11 protein-coding genes are annotated in these 18,424 nt (G+C 69.7%); 6 read left to right on the top strand and 5 right to left on the bottom strand.

The window, feature by feature from the left end; translation table 11 throughout:
- Positions 1–46: 46 nt before the first annotated feature.
- Positions 47–340 carry a WXG100 family type VII secretion target gene (locus tag ACT89H_RS19030; RefSeq protein ID WP_445109958.1) on the top strand — a complete coding sequence of 98 codons (294 nt, stop codon included), beginning with the start codon at positions 47–49 and terminating at the stop codon, positions 338–340.
- A 69-nt stretch (positions 341–409) separates the two neighbouring features.
- On the opposite strand, the gene eccE is transcribed toward ACT89H_RS19030, so the two are convergent.
- Complete coding sequence (gene eccE / locus ACT89H_RS19025) at positions 410–2,143, bottom strand: type VII secretion protein EccE (RefSeq protein ID WP_445109957.1); 1,734 nt, start codon at positions 2,141–2,143, stop codon at positions 410–412.
- A 184-nt stretch (positions 2,144–2,327) separates the two neighbouring features.
- Between eccE and eccB the strand changes: the two genes are divergently transcribed.
- Positions 2,328–3,836: a type VII secretion protein EccB gene (gene eccB, locus ACT89H_RS19020; RefSeq protein ID WP_445109956.1), complete on the top strand. Its 1,509-nt coding sequence runs from the start codon at positions 2,328–2,330 to the stop codon at positions 3,834–3,836.
- 46 nt (positions 3,837–3,882) lie between these two features.
- Here eccB and eccA read toward each other — a convergent pair whose 3' ends face one another.
- Positions 3,883–5,715, bottom strand: a complete 1,833-nt coding sequence (gene eccA, locus ACT89H_RS19015; RefSeq protein ID WP_445109955.1) for a type VII secretion AAA-ATPase EccA — start codon at positions 5,713–5,715, stop codon at positions 3,883–3,885.
- A 285-nt stretch (positions 5,716–6,000) separates the two neighbouring features.
- Here eccA and eccD point away from each other — a divergent pair, with 285 nt between their 5' ends.
- The 3 genes from eccD to eccCa are packed head-to-tail and all read left to right on the top strand — an operon-like array spanning position 6,001 to position 12,968.
- On the top strand, positions 6,001–7,431 hold the full coding sequence (gene eccD / locus ACT89H_RS19010) for a type VII secretion integral membrane protein EccD (RefSeq protein WP_445109954.1): 1,431 nt from the start codon (positions 6,001–6,003) through the stop codon (positions 7,429–7,431).
- Positions 7,432–7,463: 32 nt separating this feature from the next.
- A complete protein-coding gene (mycP, locus tag ACT89H_RS19005; RefSeq protein ID WP_445109953.1) occupies positions 7,464–8,843 on the top strand; it encodes a type VII secretion-associated serine protease mycosin in 1,380 nt (459 codons plus the stop codon).
- Between the two features lie 45 nt (positions 8,844–8,888).
- Positions 8,889–12,968 (top strand): type VII secretion protein EccCa, encoded by a 4,080-nt coding sequence (gene eccCa, locus ACT89H_RS19000; protein WP_445109952.1) that lies wholly within the window; start codon positions 8,889–8,891, stop codon positions 12,966–12,968.
- 53 nt (positions 12,969–13,021) lie between these two features.
- Here the strand turns inward: eccCa and ACT89H_RS18995 are convergent, their stop codons facing one another.
- Positions 13,022–13,627, bottom strand: a complete 606-nt coding sequence (locus ACT89H_RS18995; RefSeq protein ID WP_445109951.1) for a GNAT family N-acetyltransferase — start codon at positions 13,625–13,627, stop codon at positions 13,022–13,024.
- Between the two features lie 41 nt (positions 13,628–13,668).
- Positions 13,669–14,472, bottom strand: a complete 804-nt coding sequence (locus ACT89H_RS18990; protein WP_445109950.1) for a GntR family transcriptional regulator — start codon at positions 14,470–14,472, stop codon at positions 13,669–13,671.
- A 359-nt stretch (positions 14,473–14,831) separates the two neighbouring features.
- Between ACT89H_RS18990 and ACT89H_RS18985 the strand changes: the two genes are divergently transcribed.
- Complete coding sequence (locus ACT89H_RS18985; protein ID WP_445109949.1) at positions 14,832–15,143, top strand: DUF4254 domain-containing protein; 312 nt, start codon at positions 14,832–14,834, stop codon at positions 15,141–15,143.
- 48 nt (positions 15,144–15,191) lie between these two features.
- On the opposite strand, the gene ACT89H_RS18980 is transcribed toward ACT89H_RS18985, so the two are convergent.
- Positions 15,192–18,326, bottom strand: coding sequence for a nucleotide-binding protein (locus ACT89H_RS18980; RefSeq protein ID WP_445109948.1), 3,135 nt, complete (start codon positions 18,324–18,326; stop codon positions 15,192–15,194).
- Positions 18,327–18,424 lie beyond the last annotated feature (98 nt).

The raw sequence follows: 18,424 nt of genomic DNA, 5'->3' as shown, positions 1-18,424 counted from the left end.
TGCCGTCCAGCTGGATCGCCCACCGCACGACCAGAAGGAAACAACAATGACGATCAAGTACAACTCGCCCGCCATCACCGAGATGGTCGGCGACCTCAACCAGTACGGCTCCAACATGAAGGCGCAGATCGACGAGCTCAACGGCGCCGCGGCGGCGTTCCGCCAGAACCTGCAGGGTGAGCAGGCGGTCTCGAACTTCGACACCGCGCACAAGAACCTGACCACCGAGCTGGAGGACACCCTGCAGAAGCTGGACAACCTCGCCGCCAAGGTCGAGAACGCGCTGAACCGCGCGATCGAGGCCGACGGCAAGGTCGGCGACGGTTTCGCCGCCTTCTGATCGCGTATAGCGACGAGCGACGGGCCGGCTGGAACGGGTATGGGTTCCAGCCGGCCGTTTCGTGTGTGATCAGCGGGCCGCGAGCGACTCGCCGATGTAGTGCATCTCGTCCGGTGTGGTCACCATCAGCACGGTCGCGCTCCGCGCGGCGGTGCGCACCGTGATCCGGTTGGGCGCCGCCGGATCCTGGATCAGGGTGACGTCCGCGTCGACCGACCCGCCGGGATCGTCCGGCCGCCGCACGTGCACGATCGTCGCGCCGCCCGCGTGTGCGATCGGCGGGATTCCGTCGAACACAAGCACCGTCGTGCTCGGATAGGGAGCGGCGGGCGGCGGCGGGGGAGCGGGCGGATGGTAACTGGCGCCCGCGGCTCGCGGAGCGATCGAGAGCACGTGCGGCGCGGCGAGATTCGTCACCATGGTGTGCCACGCCTCGGGCCGGGCGGTGTGCACGATGGCGTGGGCGCCGAGCGCGGTGGCGCGCAAAATCACCTGCTGAGCGAGATCCAGGTTGCCGATCACCTCGAGGTGCCTGGTGCCCTCGCCGATCAACGGCACCGCTATGCCCTGCCCGCGCTCGTCGGCGCCGATGAGCTGGCCACAGCCCGCCGTCGGCACCGCGAACTCAGTGAGCGCGGTCAGTGTGCCGCGATAGGCGATGTCGCTGCCCCAGCGCCCCGCGTAGCCGATGGGCAAGGTATCCAGCAGAATTCGCAGTTGGTTGCCGACCAGCTCACGTAAGCCGGGCAGCGGTGGTTCCTCGGGCGGTGCGACGGTGTCGAAGCGGACCACCGCGTTGAGCACCACGGTGTCGGCGAAATCGGTGTGCCGATCGTGGCGGGCCGCTCCCGGCCGCAGGCGCAGCGTCACCGTGGTGGACAAGCTGGGCACCGCCCAGATGCCGGCCAGTCCGCGCGGGCCGATCATATCGGCCGCGATCTGGTACTGGGTGAGGTAACGGCCCTGGTACTCCAGCGTTTTCGGGGACTCGGCGAGTTGGTCGACCTCGAAACCGTGGGTGAGTTGACGCACCGCGGTGTTCATCTCCGTAGCCGTCAGCACGGACGCGGCGATGTCGTGGGCGGCGAGCCGGTTGGCGACCCGGCGGGTGGCGATGATCGCCGTGCGCAGCGCGCCGCTGCCACCGCCGCCACGGTTGTCCACCGCCTCGGCGTTGGCCAGCGGATCCATCCGTAGCACGAGCCAGCAGGTGCGGTGCGCGATGGCGGGCAACGGGCCGAGGATGCGGTCGTAGAGTTGCGCGGCCACGCCGGTGCCCGCCGTGCGCGCGCCGGTGCTCACCACGTCGATGCCGGCCAGGGTGAGATCGAATTGATCGAGGCAACGCGCGATTTCGGGAAGCGGGAGCAGTTGGTCGGTGCTGAGCGAACCGCGGTCCAGCAGCGTCAGCGTGTCCGGTGGCGGATCGATCCGGAGCATGGTGAGCAGCAGATCGCCGTCCCAGCGCACGCCGTAACCGCCGCCCTCGGCCAGCGGCACGTCGAGGGCCGGTGCCTGCGTCAAGCGTTCGGCCGGGCGCAATCCGGGACGCCTGCGGGCGATCGCGCTACCGATGCGCTCGGCGGGGGTGTGCCCACCCACCGGGGCGAGCCCGGCCAGTGCGACCACCGCGCCGGCGGCGATCGCACCCCAGATCGAGTTGCCGACGGCGAGAACAATCCACGCGACGGCGGCGGACGATATCGCGACGGGCACGATCACGCGCAGCGGAAAAATACGAAACAACCAGAATTCCGGATCGCGCAGAGTGTCATAGTCCGATGGGCGTTGAATTCTCGGCACCGGCGCATCCCTTATTTCGCTATCGGTTGCCCCACCGTTCATCGTTTCGTTCACAGTTGTTTGCCCCTGCTTCGCCTCTGTACGGCCGCCGTTGATCGGCTTCGGATTCCATCGGTTCAGGGCCGTCGGTGAATTACGGTACCGTGTCGAAGAGAATGGTGATCGCTAGCTCGATGGAGACCATGTGCCGGCACAGCTGACCACCCGCGCTCAGGTCAACGGATACCGATTCCTGTTGCGCAGGCTCGATCACGCGCTGGTGCGCCGCGACGTGCGCATGTTGCACGATCCGATGCGTTCCCAGATCCGCTCGTTGCTCGTCGGCGCGGTGCTCGGTGTGCTGGTGGTGGCCGGCGCCGCGATCCTGGCCTTCCTCCGTCCACAGGGCGCGATCGGTGACGCGGTGATCGTCTCGGGAAAGCAGAGCGGCGCGTTGTACGTGGTGGTGCAGGGCCAGGATGGCAACAAGACCTTGCACCCGGTGCTCAATCTCGCGTCCGCGCGGTTGATCACCGGCGCCGACGCCGAGCCGCACGCGGTGAAAGACGACAAGCTCGGCGATCTGCCGCGCGGGCCGCTGCTCGGTATTCCGGGAGCGCCGAGCGCGTTGCCCGGTTCCAAGCAGGGCAACAACTCGGAGTGGTCGCTGTGCGAGACCATTCCGCTCTCCGAAGGTGGTAGTGCCGCCGCGTCCTCGGGCGGCACGACGACGGTGATCGCGGGCCATCCCGTGCTCGCGGACCGGATCCGGACCTCGAATCACGATGAGGCGCTGCTCGTCCGGCGCGACAACAAGACCTACCTGGTCTACGACGGTAAACGCGCCGAGGTCGACCCGGCCAATTCGGTGATGGCCAGGGCACTGGACCTGCGCGCCCAGCGGCCACGGCCGGTCGGCACCGGACTGCTCGGCGCGACGACGCAGGTTCCCGCGTTGACTCCGCCGCAAATCCCCCGGGCGGGGGAGCGGGGGCCGGGCCCGCTGTCGGAGATCCCGGTCGGTGGCGTCATCTCGGTGTCGGGCGTTGGAGCGGACGGCGGTTCGGCGCTGTACGTCGTGCTCGCCGACGGTTTGCAGCCGGTGTCACCGTTCGCCGCGCAGGTGATCAGGTACGCCGATTCGCACGGCATGCGGGAGGTCGCGACCATGCCACCCGATGTGCTGGAACGGGTTCCGGTGGTCCGGCAATTGCCGGTCGACGACTTCCCGGTGCGAACCCCGCGGATTCTGCCCCCCGAGGACGCCCCGGTCGCCTGTGTGGCCTGGGCCAAGTCGCCGGGCACCGCTCCGGGGCAGAGCGAGGGCAAGACGGGCGACGGCCCCGGCGAGCGTGCTGCGGTCAGCCTGCTGGTCGGCACCCGCTTACCGATCGCGGAGTCCGCGAAGCCCGTCGAGGTGTCCACCTCCGACGGTGTCGGCGACCGGGTGGACGCGGCCTATATCCCGCCGGGCTCAGGGGAGTTCGTGCAGGTGACCGGCATGGAGCCGGGCAGTCCGCGCCGGGACAGCCTGTTCTACATCGCCGATACCGGCGTGCGCTACGGCATTCCGGATGTGGCCACCGCGAATGTGCTCGGTCTCGGCGGCACCCCACGCCTCGCGCCCTGGGCGATCATCGGCCAGCTGGTCCCCGGGCCCACGCTGTCGGCGCGCGAGGCACTCGTCAGCCACGATTCGTTGCCGACCAAGTAAAGGTGCGGCGGACCGGTGATCCGGTCCGCCGACCGCACACTCGGACTCAGTCCGTCCAACCCACGTTCAGCGAGGTGAGCAGGCTGGACAAGGCCAGCTCCATGTCCGACGCCTCGATGCGGCGCAGCACCGCCTCGTCGATGTCGGTCAGATCCAGCGATTCGTCGTTGGCCAGCCGGAATTCGCGCTCCTCCTCGGCCGCCTCGATCACGTTGCGGACGAATCGCCCGTTGCCGGCGAGGTCTACGCCGCGGCGCGGCTGACCGCTCTGGTCGGTGCTCTGCATCGCGTACAGGCGCTCGCAGGCCCGGACCAAGTGCTCGAGCGCTCCTTCGGACAGGTCCGAGTCGCGTTTGCGGGCGATCACCTGGCCGATCTGTCCCAGTTCCTCCGGCGTGTAGGACGGGAACTGCAATCGCTTCGCGAAGCGTGAGGCCAGACCGTCGTTGGCGGCGAGCAGCCGGTCGATCTCGCCGTCGTAGCCGGCGATGATCACGACGAGGCGATCGCGGTCGTTCTCCATGCGCGCCAGCAGCGTGTCGACCGCTTCGCGGCCGAACGCGTCGCCGCCTTGCAGGCCGGTCTGGATCAGGGTGTACGCCTCGTCGATGAAAAGTACGCCGTCCATCGCGGTGTCGATCAGCTTCTCGGTCTTGATCGCCGTGCCGCCCAGATTCTGGCTGACGAAATCGACGCGCTTGGCCTCGACCACCCGGTCGGTCTTCAACAGGCCCACGCCGCAGTAGATCTTCGCGACTACCCTGGCGATTGTCGTCTTACCGGTGCCCGGCGGACCGGTGAAGGCCAGGTGCTGGCCGCGCGGCTGGCTCGCCAAGCCCTTCTCCGACCGGATCTTCGCCAGTTGCGCCGACGACTGCAACTTCGCCACCTGGGTTTTCACCGAGGCCAGACCGATCTGCGAGTCCAGCTCGGCACGGGCCTCGACCAGGATCTTCTTCGCCCGGTCCTGGCTCTCGGCCTGCTCCATCTGCTCCATCGACGGCGAGGACGCCGGATCCCACTTGTCGGTCCGCGCATCGATCACCTCGCGGCTGGTGACGGTGATCCGATAGGTGCGGTCGCGCATCGCGGCCGCGTTCGCGTCGAAATCCGGTGCCTGCGAGTACACCTTCTCGAACAGGGCTTGGGCTTCTTCCTCGTTGCCCGATTCCCGCAGGCACAGGCCGCGGCAGAACATCGCGGTGGACCTGGCCGCCGGGATCGGGCCCGCCTCGGCCTGCTGCATCCGCCGGATCGCCTCGCCGAACAAGCCGAGTTGGGCGCACGCGGTGCCGACCATCACGTGCGCGCCCGCCGCCAGGTACGGATCCTCCCAGTCCGCCGACCCGGCGAGCACCGTCATCACATCCGGCCAGCGTTGGGTGTTGTAGTGCAGTATGCCACGGACATACGCGCAGACGCGGTTGTCGATCTCGCCGTCGGGGTTGCTCAGCTGTCCGCCGCGGAACGTGTCGAGCTCGTCGAGCACCCGCTCGGCCTCGTCGTACTCCTTGTCGGCGATCAGGTGCGCCGCCCAGGCCAGCGTGATCTCGGTGTGGTTGGCCAGCGGATAATCGATGTACAGGCCGGGCAGGAACCGGCCCGCGAGTTCGCGTGGACGCAACCCGAGCCTGCGTTGCTCGCGGTAGAGCGTGCTCGCGCTGGTCTTGTACAGATTGAACAGAACGTCCTTGGTCAGCTCGCCCGCGGCCGCGCGGCCGAGCCAGGCGTCGCACATGGTGGGATCCCACTCCGTGGCCCGCTGAAATGCCAGTTTCGCGTAGTCGAGATCACGTGCGGATTCTTGCCCCTCGATGGACAATCCGAGCGACAGGATTCCGGCATCGAATGCGCGTTGTGCTTGACGGTTGCCGGTCATTGCTGTCGAACCCCGAAACCTTCGTTTCTCGTAGTAGAGACGTTCATCTGGATACCAGACTACCGATCGCGCGTGGCCCGGTTCGTCCGTTACATTAGGTTCAGCTGCCGGGAGGTCGCAACGCAAGAGTCGGCTATGGGTGCGAGTGCTCGACATGGTGAAGTCGTGCACTCGGGACGGGTTCCAGCAAATGTTGTCGATGCGTGAATCATTGTTCCGGATGAGGGCTGGGGAAGGTTGCCGTTGATCGAGTCGGCGAGCGGTACACGTGCCACCGAACCCGCATTGAGTCGTGTTTCGGTGATCGGTGGAAACACTCAGGTCGATGTCGGATTGCCGGCCACCGTGCCGATCGCCACATTCATCGGCGATCTGGTGGCGCTCATCGAATCGCGTAACCCGCAGCGGCCCGAAGCCGAGGAGGAGTCGGCGCCGCTGGACGCGCGGCACTGGACCTTGGCCCGGCTCGGCCGGGAGGCGATCGCGCCGAGCCGCACGCTCACCGAGGCCGAGGTCTACGACGGCGAACTGCTGGTGCTGCGGTCGGTCGCGGCGAAGGAAGCGCCAGCGCTGTTCGACGACGTCATCGACGCGGTATCGCGGTTGACCGCAGAGGAATTCGGGAGCTGGTCCGGGGCGGCCGCCCGCTGGATGGGCCTGGTGGTCTCGGCGCTCACCGTGCTGATCACGCTGGCCGTACTGGTGATCTCCCGCGGCAACGGCGATCCGCTCGCGCCCGCACTCGCGCTCCTCGGTTGTGGCGCAGCGGCATTCGTCGCAGCGGGCATCGCGGCGCACCGATACACCGACACGGTGACCGCGACTTGGCTGTCGCTGGACGGACTGCTGCTGCTGTTCGGCGGCGCCGCGCTGCTGGTGCCGGGCACGCTCGGCAGTCCCCATCTGCTGCTGGGCAGTTCGGTGCTGTTGATCGCGGCGCTGCTGGGCTACCGGATCACCGGCATCGGCGCGACCCTGTTCTCCTGCGCCGCCGCGCTCGCGGTGATCGCGGGTGTCGCCGCGGCGATCCACCTGATCTGGCATCCGGGCCTGGCGAAGTTGTCGGCCGGGCTGCTGGTGGCTGGCATCGCGATCATCTCGGCGGTGCCGCGGCTGGCGGCCGTGCTGGCGCGGCTGCCGATTCCGCCGGTTCCCACCGCGGGTGGCGCGATCGACCCGGCCGACCACGAACCCCGACCGACCATCGAGGGTATCGGCGCCATCGGCGCCAGCGCCCTCCCCTCGGCCGCGAGGTTGGGGGTACGGGCCCGCACGGCCAACCGGTTCCAGTCCGGCCTGGTCGCGGCGTGCACCGCGAGCGCGGTCGTCGGCGCGTTCGGCGTGGCCGATCCGCTGGGTTCGGCGCGCTGGCAAGGCGTCACGCTGGCGGTCGTGACCGCGATCATCCTCACGTTGCGCGGCCGTTCGTTCGCCGATCTCACCCAGGCCGCGACGATGATCGGCGGCGGGTGCGTGACTGCCGTCGCCCTGGCCGTCGGCTTCGCCGTGGGCGATTCGGATCACACGTTGCTCGCCGCGGGCCTTTTGCTCGCGTTCGCGACGAGTGTCGTCGGGTTCGGGGTGATCGGTCCGCACATCGACGTCACGCCGGTGACCCGGCGGATGATCGAGATCTTCGAATATTTGCTGATCGTGTCGGTGATTCCGCTGGTGCTGTGGGTGATGGACATCTACACGATGGCCCGGAACATATGACCGGCAGCGCCCTCCGCCGGAGCGTCATGCGGATGGCCTGCGCGGCAACGGTCGTCGGCGCCGGATTCGGCATGCCGTGGCCGAGCGCCCAGGCGATCACCCCACCGGGAATCGATCCCGGCGCGCTCGGCGCCGCACAGGGTTTGAGCGTCCGGCCGGCACCGCTGGAACCGACCGAACAGCGCGCCGTCTGCGCCGAACCCCTGCTCACCGGCGCGCCGCCCAGCGAGCCGCCGATGGCACAGCGGGTACTGGATCTGCCGTCGGCGTGGCAGTTCAGCCGCGGCGCCGGGCAAAAGGTGGCCGTCATCGATACCGGCGTGAATCCGCACCCCCGGCTGCGGTCCTTGCAGCCGGGCGGTGACTTCGTCTCCGACAGCGACGGCACGGTCGACTGTGATGGTCACGGCACCCTGGTCGCCGGGATCATCGCGGCACAGCCCAGTCCCGGCGACGCCTTCGCAGGTGTCGCGCCCGATGCGGACCTGCTCACCATCCGGCAGCTGAGCCTGGCCTATGAGCCGAAGGACCGCGGCGGCCGGGGCGACCCGCCGGGCAAGATCAGCAGCGACGGCTACGGCAGCGTGCTCACGCTGGCCGCGGCCGTCGTTCGCGCGGTCGATCTCGGCGCCACCGTCATCAACATCTCCGAAGTCGCGTGCACCGCGGCGGGATCGGATACCGCCGACGCGTCGCTCGGCGCGGCGGTGAAATACGCCTACGACCGCAATGTCGTCGTGGTCGCCGCCGCGGGCAACCTGCAACCCGACGGCGCGTGCTCGAAACAGAACGAGGGCTCCGGCTGGAGTTCGGTGGTCACGGTCGCGAGCCCGGCCTGGTTCACGCCCTATGTGCTCTCGGTGGGCTCGGTGGACTCGACGGGCCAGGTGTCGGAGCTGTCGCTGCACGGCCCCTGGGTGGGCGTCGCGGCGATCGGCCGCAATATCGTGTCGCTGGACAGCAAGCCGGGCGCGACCGGACTGGTCGACGGCGTCCAGACCACCGACGGGATCAGGGCCGTGGAGGGCACCAGCTTCGCGGCGCCCTATGTGGCCGGGCTGGCCGCGCTGGTGCGGGCGCGTTTTCCGGAACTCACCGCGCAGCAGGTGATGGACCGCATCATCCGCACCGCGCACGGGCCCGGCACCGGCCGCGACGACCGGATCGGCCACGGGCTGATCGATCCGCTCGCCGCGCTGACCGCGCAACTGCCGGAGAAGCCCGTCAGCGCGGGCGCCGACGCCGGGCGAGTCGTCGCCGCCCCGGTTATCCCACCCGGGCCGGACCCGCGGCCGCGCCGGATCGCCGTGATCGGCTCCCTCGTCTGCCTGGCCGGCCTCGCCATCGGTGTGGCCGTGGCGTTTCCGTTCCGGCGGACCAGGCAGGACCTGAACGCGGAATTCGATCCGTAGCGCGGGCGCAGATCGACCGCTCGTCGCCGACCGAACGAAGGAATCATGGCTACCGAAGGCTTTGTGCGCCGCCCCCGCATCGCGCCGCCCCGGGCACCCGGTGGTGAGGTGGCGCTGACGGCTCCGCCGGAGATCGCGCGCGCCCTGCCCGCGCCGCTGATGATGAAGCTGATGCCGATCGTCATGGTGGTCGCGGTGGTCGGCATGATCGCCATGATGGCGATGATGGGCCGCAACCTGCTGGCCAATCCGTTCATGATGATGTTCCCGATGATGATGATCATGTCGATGGTCGGCATGATGGCGGGCATTCGTGGCGGCGGGCCCAAACGCGCGGTGGAACTCAACGAGGAACGCAAGGACTACTTCCGCTATCTGGACCAGGTCCGCAAGGACGTGCGCCGCACCGGCGGCAAGCAGCTGGAGACGTTGCGGTGGAGTCATCCGGAGCCCGCCGATCTGCCGTCCCTGATCGGGACGAGGCGGATGTGGGAGCGCAGGCCCAACGACCCGGACTTCGGGCACGTGCGCGTCGGGGTCGGCAGCCACCGGCTGGCCACCAAGCTGGCGCGCCCGGAGACGGGTCCGCTGGAGGATCTGGAACCGGTGTCCACCGTGGCCCTGCGCCGATTCGTGCGCACCCATTCGGTGGTGCACCGCCTGCCGACCGCCGTGTCGTTGCGCGCGTTCCCCGCGATCAATATCAGCGGCCCGGCCGAGGACGCGCGCATGCTGGTGCGGGCGATGCTGATGGAGCTGGCCGCCTTCCACGGTCCCGACCACCTCGCGATGGCGATCGTCTGCTCCGACCCGGACGGTCCGGCTTGGTCCTGGGCGAAATGGCTGCCGCAGCTGCAACATCCGACCCAGCGCGACGGGATGGGCTCGGCGCGGATGATGTACCACTCGCTCGGTGAGCTGGAAACGGCGCTGGCGGCCGAACTGCTCGAGCGCGGCCGGTTCATGCGCAACCCCCAGCCGACTCAGGGGCGACTGCATCTGGTGGTCGTCATCGACGACGGCTACGTCAGCGGCAGCGAACGGCTGGTCAGCGAATCGGGCCTGGATTCGGTGACGGTGCTCGACCTCACCGCGCCGGAGGGCGGGCTCGCGGCGCGGCGGGGATTGCAACTGGTCGTCGGCGACGGCGAGGTGGCCGCGCGCAGTGCGGCGGGCGTGGAGAAGTTCGCCACTGCCGACGAGGTGAGCACCGCCGAGTCCGAGTCCTTCGCCCGCGCACTGGCCAGATACCGGCTCGCGACGGCGGCGCAGATCGTCAGTCTCGGCGAGGGAACCACGGCCGATCCGGGACTGATGGCGCTACTGAAGATCCCGGACGCCGCGCAGATCGATCCGGCGCGGGTGTGGCGTCCGCGCACTGGCCGGGAACGGCTGCGGGTGCCGATCGGCATCACCCCCGACGGCACTCCGGTCGAGATCGACATCAAGGAGTCGGCCGAGAACGGCATGGGCCCGCACGGCCTGTGTATCGGCGCCACCGGCTCCGGAAAGTCCGAATTCCTGCGCACACTGGTGCTCTCGCTGGTCACCACGCATTCGCCGGACGCGTTGAACCTGGTGCTCGTCGACTTCAAGGGCGGCGCGACCTTCCTCGGCCTGGACTCGCTGCCGCACGTCGCCGCGGTGATCACCAACCTGGAAGAGGAACTGTCGCTGGTCGATCGCATGAAGGACGCGCTCGCCGGTGAGATGAACCGCCGCCAGGAGCTGCTGCGTTCGGCGGGCAACTACGCCAACGTCACCGACTACGAGAAGGCGCGCGCCGCGGGTGTGCCGCTCGATCCGCTGCCCGCGCTGTTCATCGTGGTCGACGAGTTCTCCGAATTGCTCTCGCAGAAGCCCGATTTCGCGGAGCTGTTCGTGATGATCGGCCGCCTCGGGCGGTCGTTGCACGTGCATCTGCTGCTGGCGTCGCAGCGCTTGGAGGAGAACAAGCTGCGCGGCCTGGAATCGCATCTGTCCTACCGCATCGGCCTGCGCACGTTCTCGGCGAACGAATCACGGGCCGTGCTCGGCATCACCGACGCCTACCATCTGCCGAGCGTGCCCGGCTCGGGCTATCTGAAGAGCGACGCGTCGGACCCGTTGCGGTTCAACGCCAGTTACGTGTCCGGTCCGTACGTCGCGCCGCAAGGCGCAGTGACCGGCGAGGACGGCAGCCCGGTGGCGGGCAGGCGGCCCGCGGTGTTCACGGCCGTGCCGGTGGAGATTCCCGAGCCGATCGATACGGAGACCGAAGCGGAGCCGGTCGCGCCGTCGAACCCGCTGCTGGAGCTGCCGCCACCACCCTCGGCCGTCGGGGCCGTGCCCGGCGCCGACGAGGGCATCCCGGACACGTTGCTCGACGTGGTGGTCAAGCGGCTCACCGGCCACGGCCGCCCGGCACACGAGGTGTGGTTGCCGCCGCTGGACGAATCCCCGACGGTGGACATGCTGCTGCCGGAGCCGGACTGGCGTTCGCCGGTCAACCGGCACGGCCGGCTGTGGATGCCGATCGGCGTCATCGACAAGCCCTACGAGCAGCGCCGCGATGTGCTCACCGTCAATTTGGCCGGCGCCCAGGGCAATATCGCGGTGGTCGGCGGCCCGCAGTCGGGCAAGTCGACGACCCTGCGCACCATCATTATCGCGACCGCGGCCACGCACACCCCCGAGCAGGCGCAGTTCTACTGCCTCGACTTCGGTGGTGGCAGCATGGCGGGCTTGTCCGGTATTCCGCACGTGGGTTCGGTGGCCGGTCGCCTCGACAGCGACCGGGTGCGCCGCACCGTCGCCGAGCTGACCACGCTGATGCGTCAGCGGGAGGAGCGGTTCGCCGCACTGGGTATCGAATCGATGGCCGAGTTCCGGCGCCGCAAGTTCGGCGAGGGACGCCGTGTCTCGGATGGCACGGCCGCGCCCGCCGATCCGCTGGCCGACGACAAGTTCGGCGACGTGTTCCTGGTGATCGACGGCTGGGCGGCGATCCGGGAAGAGTTCGACATGCTGGAGCCGCAGATCAACGCCATCGCGGCGCAGGGGCTGTCGTTCGGCATCCACCTGATGATCGGCGCCGCGCGCTGGGCGGAGATCCGTCCGGTGGTCAAGGACCAGATCGGCACCCGGATCGAGCTGCGGCTCGGCGATCCCTCCGACTCGGAGATGGGCAGGCGCACCGCGCATCAGGTTCCGGTCGGACGCCCGGGTCGCGGCCTGACCGCGGACCAGCTGCACATGTTGATCGCCCTGCCGCGCTTGGACTCCGACTCCGATCCGGGCAGCCTGGCCGACGGTGTCGCGCAAGCGCGGGCGGGACTCGAACAGCAGTACCCGGACCGCCGCGCGCCGGAGGTGCGCATGCTGCCGCTGCGGTTCGGCAGGGACGAGCTGATGGCCGCGGCGCAGGCGGAGGGCATCGAGCTCGACCCCACCCGCGTCGTGGTCGGTCGCGGCGAGTCCGAATTGCAGCCGCTGGTCCTGGATTTCGGCGTCGAACCGCATTTCATGGCATTCGCGGACGTGGAATGCGGCAAGACCACCCTGTTGCGCAACATCGTGATGGGCGTGGTGGAACAGTCGACCACCGAGCAGGCTCGGATCATCATGGTGGACTACCGGCGCACCATGCTCGGCGTGGTCGAGGGCGACCATCTGGCCGGCTACTCCACTTCGTCGCAGACCTGTGGTCCGATGATCCAGGAGGTGGCCGGGTATCTGGCCAAACGGATTCCCGGCTCGGACATCACGCCGCAGCAACTGCGCGAACGCAGTTGGTGGAGCGGCCCCGAGATCTACATCGTGGTCGACGACTACGACATGGTGGCCGCGGGCACCGGTATGAATCCGTTCGCTCCGCTGCTGGAATTCCTCCCGCAAGCGCGCGACATCGGCATGCACTTCGTAGTCACCCGCCGCAGCGGCGGTGTGTCCCGAGCGCTGTACGACCCGATCCTGGGTACGCTGAAGAACCTGTCCGTGGAGACGTTGATCATGAGCGGTTCGCGTGACGAGGGCAAGCTGATCGGCGATGTGCGGCCGAGCAAGCTGCCGCCCGGACGCGGAACGCTCGTCTCGCGCAGCAGAGGTATCGAGATGGTGCACATCGCGCACCTGCCGCCGATCTGATCGGTTCGCCGTCACGCGGCCACAGCCGACACCGGGTCCCGCTGTGGTTCGAATCAGTTGTTCGGCGGCGGTGGGCGCAAGAGCGCCGCCGCGCCCACCCGCCCGACAGCGGGTACCGGCACGGAAACTGCGGCGTCCCAGGCATCGGCTCTCCGTTCGAACAGCGCGCGTGAAGGTCCGAGCGCGAGCGGTCCCGCGATGCGCACCAAACGGAATCCCGCCGAACGGTAGTAGGCGTGCAGGTCGGTATTGGTGGTCCACGCGTCGAGCCGGACCCATGCGCGGCCCCGCTCCCGGGCGAGCATTCCGGCGTGCGCGAGCAGGTGGTGGCCCACGCGCAGGCCCGCGAACCGCAGATCCACGATCATGAAATGGACGATCGCCGCGTCGTCGAGTTCCCACGGTGACCATAGACCCGCGTCGGCGCGGTCGTTGACCGTGATGGTCCCCGCCGGCTCGCCCGCGACCTCGGCGATCCACGTCTCGCCCGCGTCCAGCGAACGGCCGACGGCGCGGGCGAAGATCTCGATCGGCAGGCCGCGGCCGGCGACCGTCCACTGGTCGGAGCCGCGCGCGGTGAGCCACGCCGTGCGCTGCACGCGCAGGCGGCAGATCATACCGAGGTCGCCCAACGTCGCCTGGCGCAGCGCGATCGTCATGGGCGTACCTCCGCCCTTCGCTTCGGCCATGCGCGCGGGGCTCAGGCCCGGCCGGACCCGTGCGCGACGGCAAGCGTGGTCCGGATGACTGCGGTGCCTTCGGCGTCGCCGAGCTCGTAGGCGATCCGGTTGCCGGTAGCCAGCGAACGATGCCGGGTGGCCCGGGTGACGCGTTCGTGCGTGGCGCCGATGCGCACATGGTCGAGCAGGATGGTGCCCGTGGCGACACCGAGCACCACGGCTTCCTCCGCGTTGGCCGGCCGCGCGACGAGCGTGTCGCGGTGCGCGGTCTCGGCATGACCCCGGTCCGCGAGACGGCGGGTGGTGCCCTCCGGGATGTCGTGCGGTGAGTCGATTCCCGCGGACTCGGCCAGGTCACGGGGATAGAAACTGACCTCCCACGACCACGGTTCATGGTCGAGATACTGGACCACCGTCCTGGCCAGCACCCATGACTTCGGCGATACACCCAGCCAAGACGCGACTTCGGGGCTGGCGGGCTCCATCTTCGCGGTGAACTCCTTCGACGGCTCCCGGTGCGCGGCCCGCGCGATCTCCTCGAAGATGTCGTGCGGGGTCTGCGGCCGGTCAGGGCGGATGGAATCGGTGACCACGGATTCCAGGACTTCTTGGTTTCGGACGATCGTTCCGCGGGAAGTAGCTGTATAGACGAGATTTTCGGCGACGAGCACCTGGATCGCGTTGCGCGCGGTGGTTATCGAGACCTGCATTCGATCGGCAAGTTCCGAGTGACTGGGCAGTCGATCGCCCGGTTTCCACTTGGCTGCGCGGATCTCCTCGCGGAGGAGGTCTGCGATCCGGTGATACCTCGGACCGTCCGCCATCTTGCTCCTCGGTTGGTCATGCAGGTAACGAAGTGTACTCTTCGTGACTCCCTACGGCCGAGTAACGCTTGACAGGCGCTTTCAGCGGTTTATTGTAATGAAGTCCTGATCCGGGTGTTGTGCGGCGATGACGGCGAGGCAACGTGGCAGGTTCGGATTCAACGGTCGTAATGGCCCTCCCTGGCACACCGAGGTGTGTCGACCCTTCGGTGCGCTCTTCGGCACCGGGATTGCTTCCCACGTCCGACCTATTGGTTCGGGCGTGTCGCGGGCACCGCGTCGTCGGTGGTCCGCTCTTGTGGTTCGCTCGTGATCTGGCAGTGCTACACGAGCGCCGCCTGATCGGCCGCGGTGGTTCGGTGGACACCTCCCTGGCGGTGGCCCGCGAAATCGAGCGCCGCAGAGCCGAATTGGTGATGGCCATCGACGACTGGGTGATGCGAAGTGTGCCGCAGCATCGGCTCGGCGCCACTCTGCACACCGAAACGGTGGGCGCGGTGATCGATCGCCTCGCCGAGTCGTCGGTGCGCGCGCACCACGCGTTGATGACGCTGAACGCGCACGACGACTTGCTGCACAACGCGTGGCATCATCTCGCCGAACTCGCGGACGCCTACGACGATCTGGTGCGCGACGTCATGGCGGGCAGGCGGCGCCTGCCCGAGTGGTGAGCGGCTGATCCGTTCGCCGCTACCCGCCGGGACACGGCCCGGCGGGCGTCACGGACGGTAACGCCGGTGATCGGTGGCGAAGTCGTCGGCGACGGTCGCGGCCAGCTCGACGTAGGCCCGTTTGGTTTGCTTGTGCAGCCGGTGCAAATCGATTTCGGCGCCCTCGGACATGTGCGGGTCGAACGGGATGATGTGCACGGCGCGGCATCGGGACAGGAAGTACTCGCGTAGCTGCTGGATACCGACGTTCGGCGATCCGGCCCGCGGGGAGTTGATCACCACCACCGCATTGCGCACCAAATGGTCGTGACCGTGCAGCGACAGCCAGTCCAATGTCGCTGCGGCACTGCGAGCTCCGTCGATCGCCGGGGAGGAGATCAGTACCAGCGAGTGCGCCAGGTCGAGCACACCGGTCATGGCCGAATGCATGAGTCCGGTACCGCAGTCGGTGAGGATGATGTTGTAGAACCGCTGCAGGATCCGGGCGACCGCGCGGTACTCCTCTTCGCTGAACGCCTCCGACGCGGCCGGATCACGTTCGCTGGCCAGCACTTCCAGGCGGCTCGTCGCCTGCGAGGTGTGCCTGCGCACATCCGAATAGCGCTGGATGGCCGAATCGAGGAGCAGGTCGCGCACGGTAGACCTGGTCTGCAGCGGCACCCGCTGCGACAGCGTGCCGAAGTCGGGATTGGCGTCCACGGCGATCACCCGGTCGCCGCGGATGGAGGCGAACGTGGAGCCGAGACCCATTGTGGTGGTGGTCTTTCCGACACCACCCTTGAGCGACAGCACCGCGATCCGGTAGTCGCCGCGGACGGGTTGCCTGATCCGTGCGACAAGTTCCTGCAGCCTGCGTTCCTCGGCGGACATACCGGGGTTGATCGCACCACCGGACACGTGGTGCACCGCCTTGCGCCACCCGGTGCCCGGCGACTTCTTGGCCCGGCGCAGCGGCACGTCGTCCAGTGAAGGCCGCTGGAACGGGGCGCCCGGCTGCGGTGCGGGCGGCTGCGGTGCGGGCGGCTGCGGGTAGCCCGGTGGCGTGCCCCACTGCGGGGTGTGGTGTGCGGCGGCTGGGTGCGCCGGCACGGAATACGGTGCGACCGGCCCGGATTCGGGCGCGGCGGCATTGCGCCACTGGTCAGCGGGGTCCGGTGGCGCGGTACCCGGCGCCTGCCCGCTCGCGAACTGTGTTGCGGGGGCCGTGAACGCGCCGCTGCCGCCATGGGGAGGCTGCTGCGCCCCGCCCGCGTCATAGGCCGAATCCGGCCGGGGCTGGGGAACCGGCTGCTGGTCGACGTCGGGCGCTCGTTCGACCGGCGGCTGGGAGGACGATGGTTCGTTCGGCTCCGCGGACAGCCGGTGGCGTCCGCCGCCGACAGATCGTGCCGCGGCGTGGTCGGCTTCGGTCGCGCCGGCCCCGTTCGGTGTCGGCACGCCCGGATCCGGTTGTGCGCCGGGCGCCTCGACCGCGGCCTCGACCGGCTGCGGGTGGGTCTGCGGCCCGGAGGTCGGTGGAGCTCCGGTCATGGCGGCACTGAAAGGCGCGGGTGGCGCGGCGACCCCGCCTTGCCCCGCGTGCGGACCGGTGGTGGAGGCCGCGGCCGGCTCGGTGATGCCGTGGTCCGCGGGCCGAGGGTGCGACGGCGGTCGTGGATCGGCGGGCACGCGGATCTCCGGTGCCGAGTCGTCGACCCTCGCCGGGTCGGGCGAGGCGGCGGTCTCGTTCGGCGCCGGCGGGAGCCCGGGGCGGTCCGGCCGACCGGATCGCTCCGGTGTGCCGTGCCCGAGCCCGGGCGGCGGGCCGTCCGCGTCGGGCGGCGGGGGGCGGTGCCCATCGCGCACCGCAGCCGTTGCGGCCGAGCCCGACCCGCCGGTGCGCGGCCGCTCCCGCGGTGCGGGCGGGTCGGGCAGCGGTGGGAGTCGGCGCGGCGCGTCGGTCGCGGAGGCGTCGGCCTGCTCGGGCCGAGGTGCGCCGAGCCAGGGCGGCGGACCGTCAGGAGTCACCGCCGGGGGGCCGGGTGCGACGGCTTGCGCCGCAGGCCCGGCCGTGGGCGGCATCTGGCCGGCCTCACTCGACGGCGCGGTGGCCCCTGCGCCGGAGGTGTCATGCCCGAGTTCCGGACCGGCCGACATCGTCGGGGCCTGCGCCGCCGCCACGCTCCGGCTCGCCTCGGCAACGGTGTTCTCGCCGTGCGGTTCGACCGGGCTTTCCCCGGTCGATGGCATCCCGGTGTCGCCGCCGGTCGGCGCCGCGGCCGGCCAGGTCTGGCTCGGACCGGCGGGTGCGGTCTGGCGAGACTCGCCGCCCGATTGTGCCGCCTCGTGTCCGGTCGGGCTCGGGCCCACCGACGGGGTCGATCGGCCGGGCGGAGCCGAGTTCGGCCACAGGCTCGGGGCCACGGCCGACAGGGCGGCGTCGAGCCGAGGGTTGCCGGTGGACGGCCATCCGCCGTGCTGCGGTCCGAGCGGAGGTGGGCCGCCGACGGTCTGGCCGGGTGCGCTCTGGGCGTGCGACGGCCGGGCGTGCTCGTCGTTCTGTGTCGGAGCGGGCTGCTCGTCGGCCGACTGCCGGGGCGGCGGTGGCGGGAGATCCGGCGGGTCTGCCTGCCGGTGCGCCTGCTGTTCGCTCGGAGCCGACGGGTGCGCGGGCCTGCTACCCAGCGGCTGGAACCCGGGTGAGGGCTGCGACGGATTGCGCGTGGGCAGGCTGTGCGGTGGAACGTCGGTGCGCTCCGGCGGCGCTTGCCACGAGTTGTCCTGCACCGGTGAATCGCGGTCGTAGCCGGGCTGCTGCCAGGTCTCTTGCTGCTGCCAAGAGTCCCGTGGCTGTTGCCGGGAGTCGTGCGGCGGCCAGGACTCGTGCGGCGGCCGAGCCGGTGCGGGCTGCTCCGGAGCCGCCGCGGGCGCGCGGCTCGCCTCGCCCAGGCCCTGTTCCTCCTCGGCGTGCTCCTCGTGCTTGTCGCGGCGCCAGCCCTTACGGCGCTTCTCCGGCCGCGGGCCTTCGGGGCGTTCCGCCTCGGGCGCGCGGCCGCGCAAACGGCCGCGTCTGCGGCTGGGGGTTTCCTCGATGAGGTCGTCGTGCGGAAGGTTCTGTACCGGCGCTTCGTAGCCGCTCTGGCTGACCTCGCTCTCCGACAGCCACGGCGGCAGCATGGGCAGGCCGTCATTGCTGCGGCTCACAACAGTGCCTCGCTGCCGCTCGGCATGTCGTTCACTCGCTCGCCGCGCTCGGTCACGACTTCCCTCGCTGCCCGCTCGGCTCGGCCGTGGCCAGGGCC

The sequence above is a fragment of the Nocardia aegles genome (genome assembly GCF_052545135.1).
This window is presented reverse-complemented; position numbering and strand designations above follow the sequence as displayed.

Coding starts and splice junctions, on each gene's coding strand:
- ACT89H_RS18995 (WP_445109951.1), bottom strand. CDS start 13,627: ATGACGATCGCGCTGCGCCAGGCGACGTTGGGCGACCTCGGTATGATC.
- mycP (WP_445109953.1), top strand. CDS start 7,464: ATGGCCTGCGCGGCAACGGTCGTCGGCGCCGGATTCGGCATGCCGTGG.
- ACT89H_RS18990 (WP_445109950.1), bottom strand. CDS start 14,472: ATGGCGGACGGTCCGAGGTATCACCGGATCGCAGACCTCCTCCGCGAG.
- ACT89H_RS19030 (WP_445109958.1), top strand. CDS start 47: ATGACGATCAAGTACAACTCGCCCGCCATCACCGAGATGGTCGGCGAC.
- eccA (WP_445109955.1), bottom strand. CDS start 5,715: ATGACCGGCAACCGTCAAGCACAACGCGCATTCGATGCCGGAATCCTG.
- eccCa (WP_445109952.1), top strand. CDS start 8,889: ATGGCTACCGAAGGCTTTGTGCGCCGCCCCCGCATCGCGCCGCCCCGG.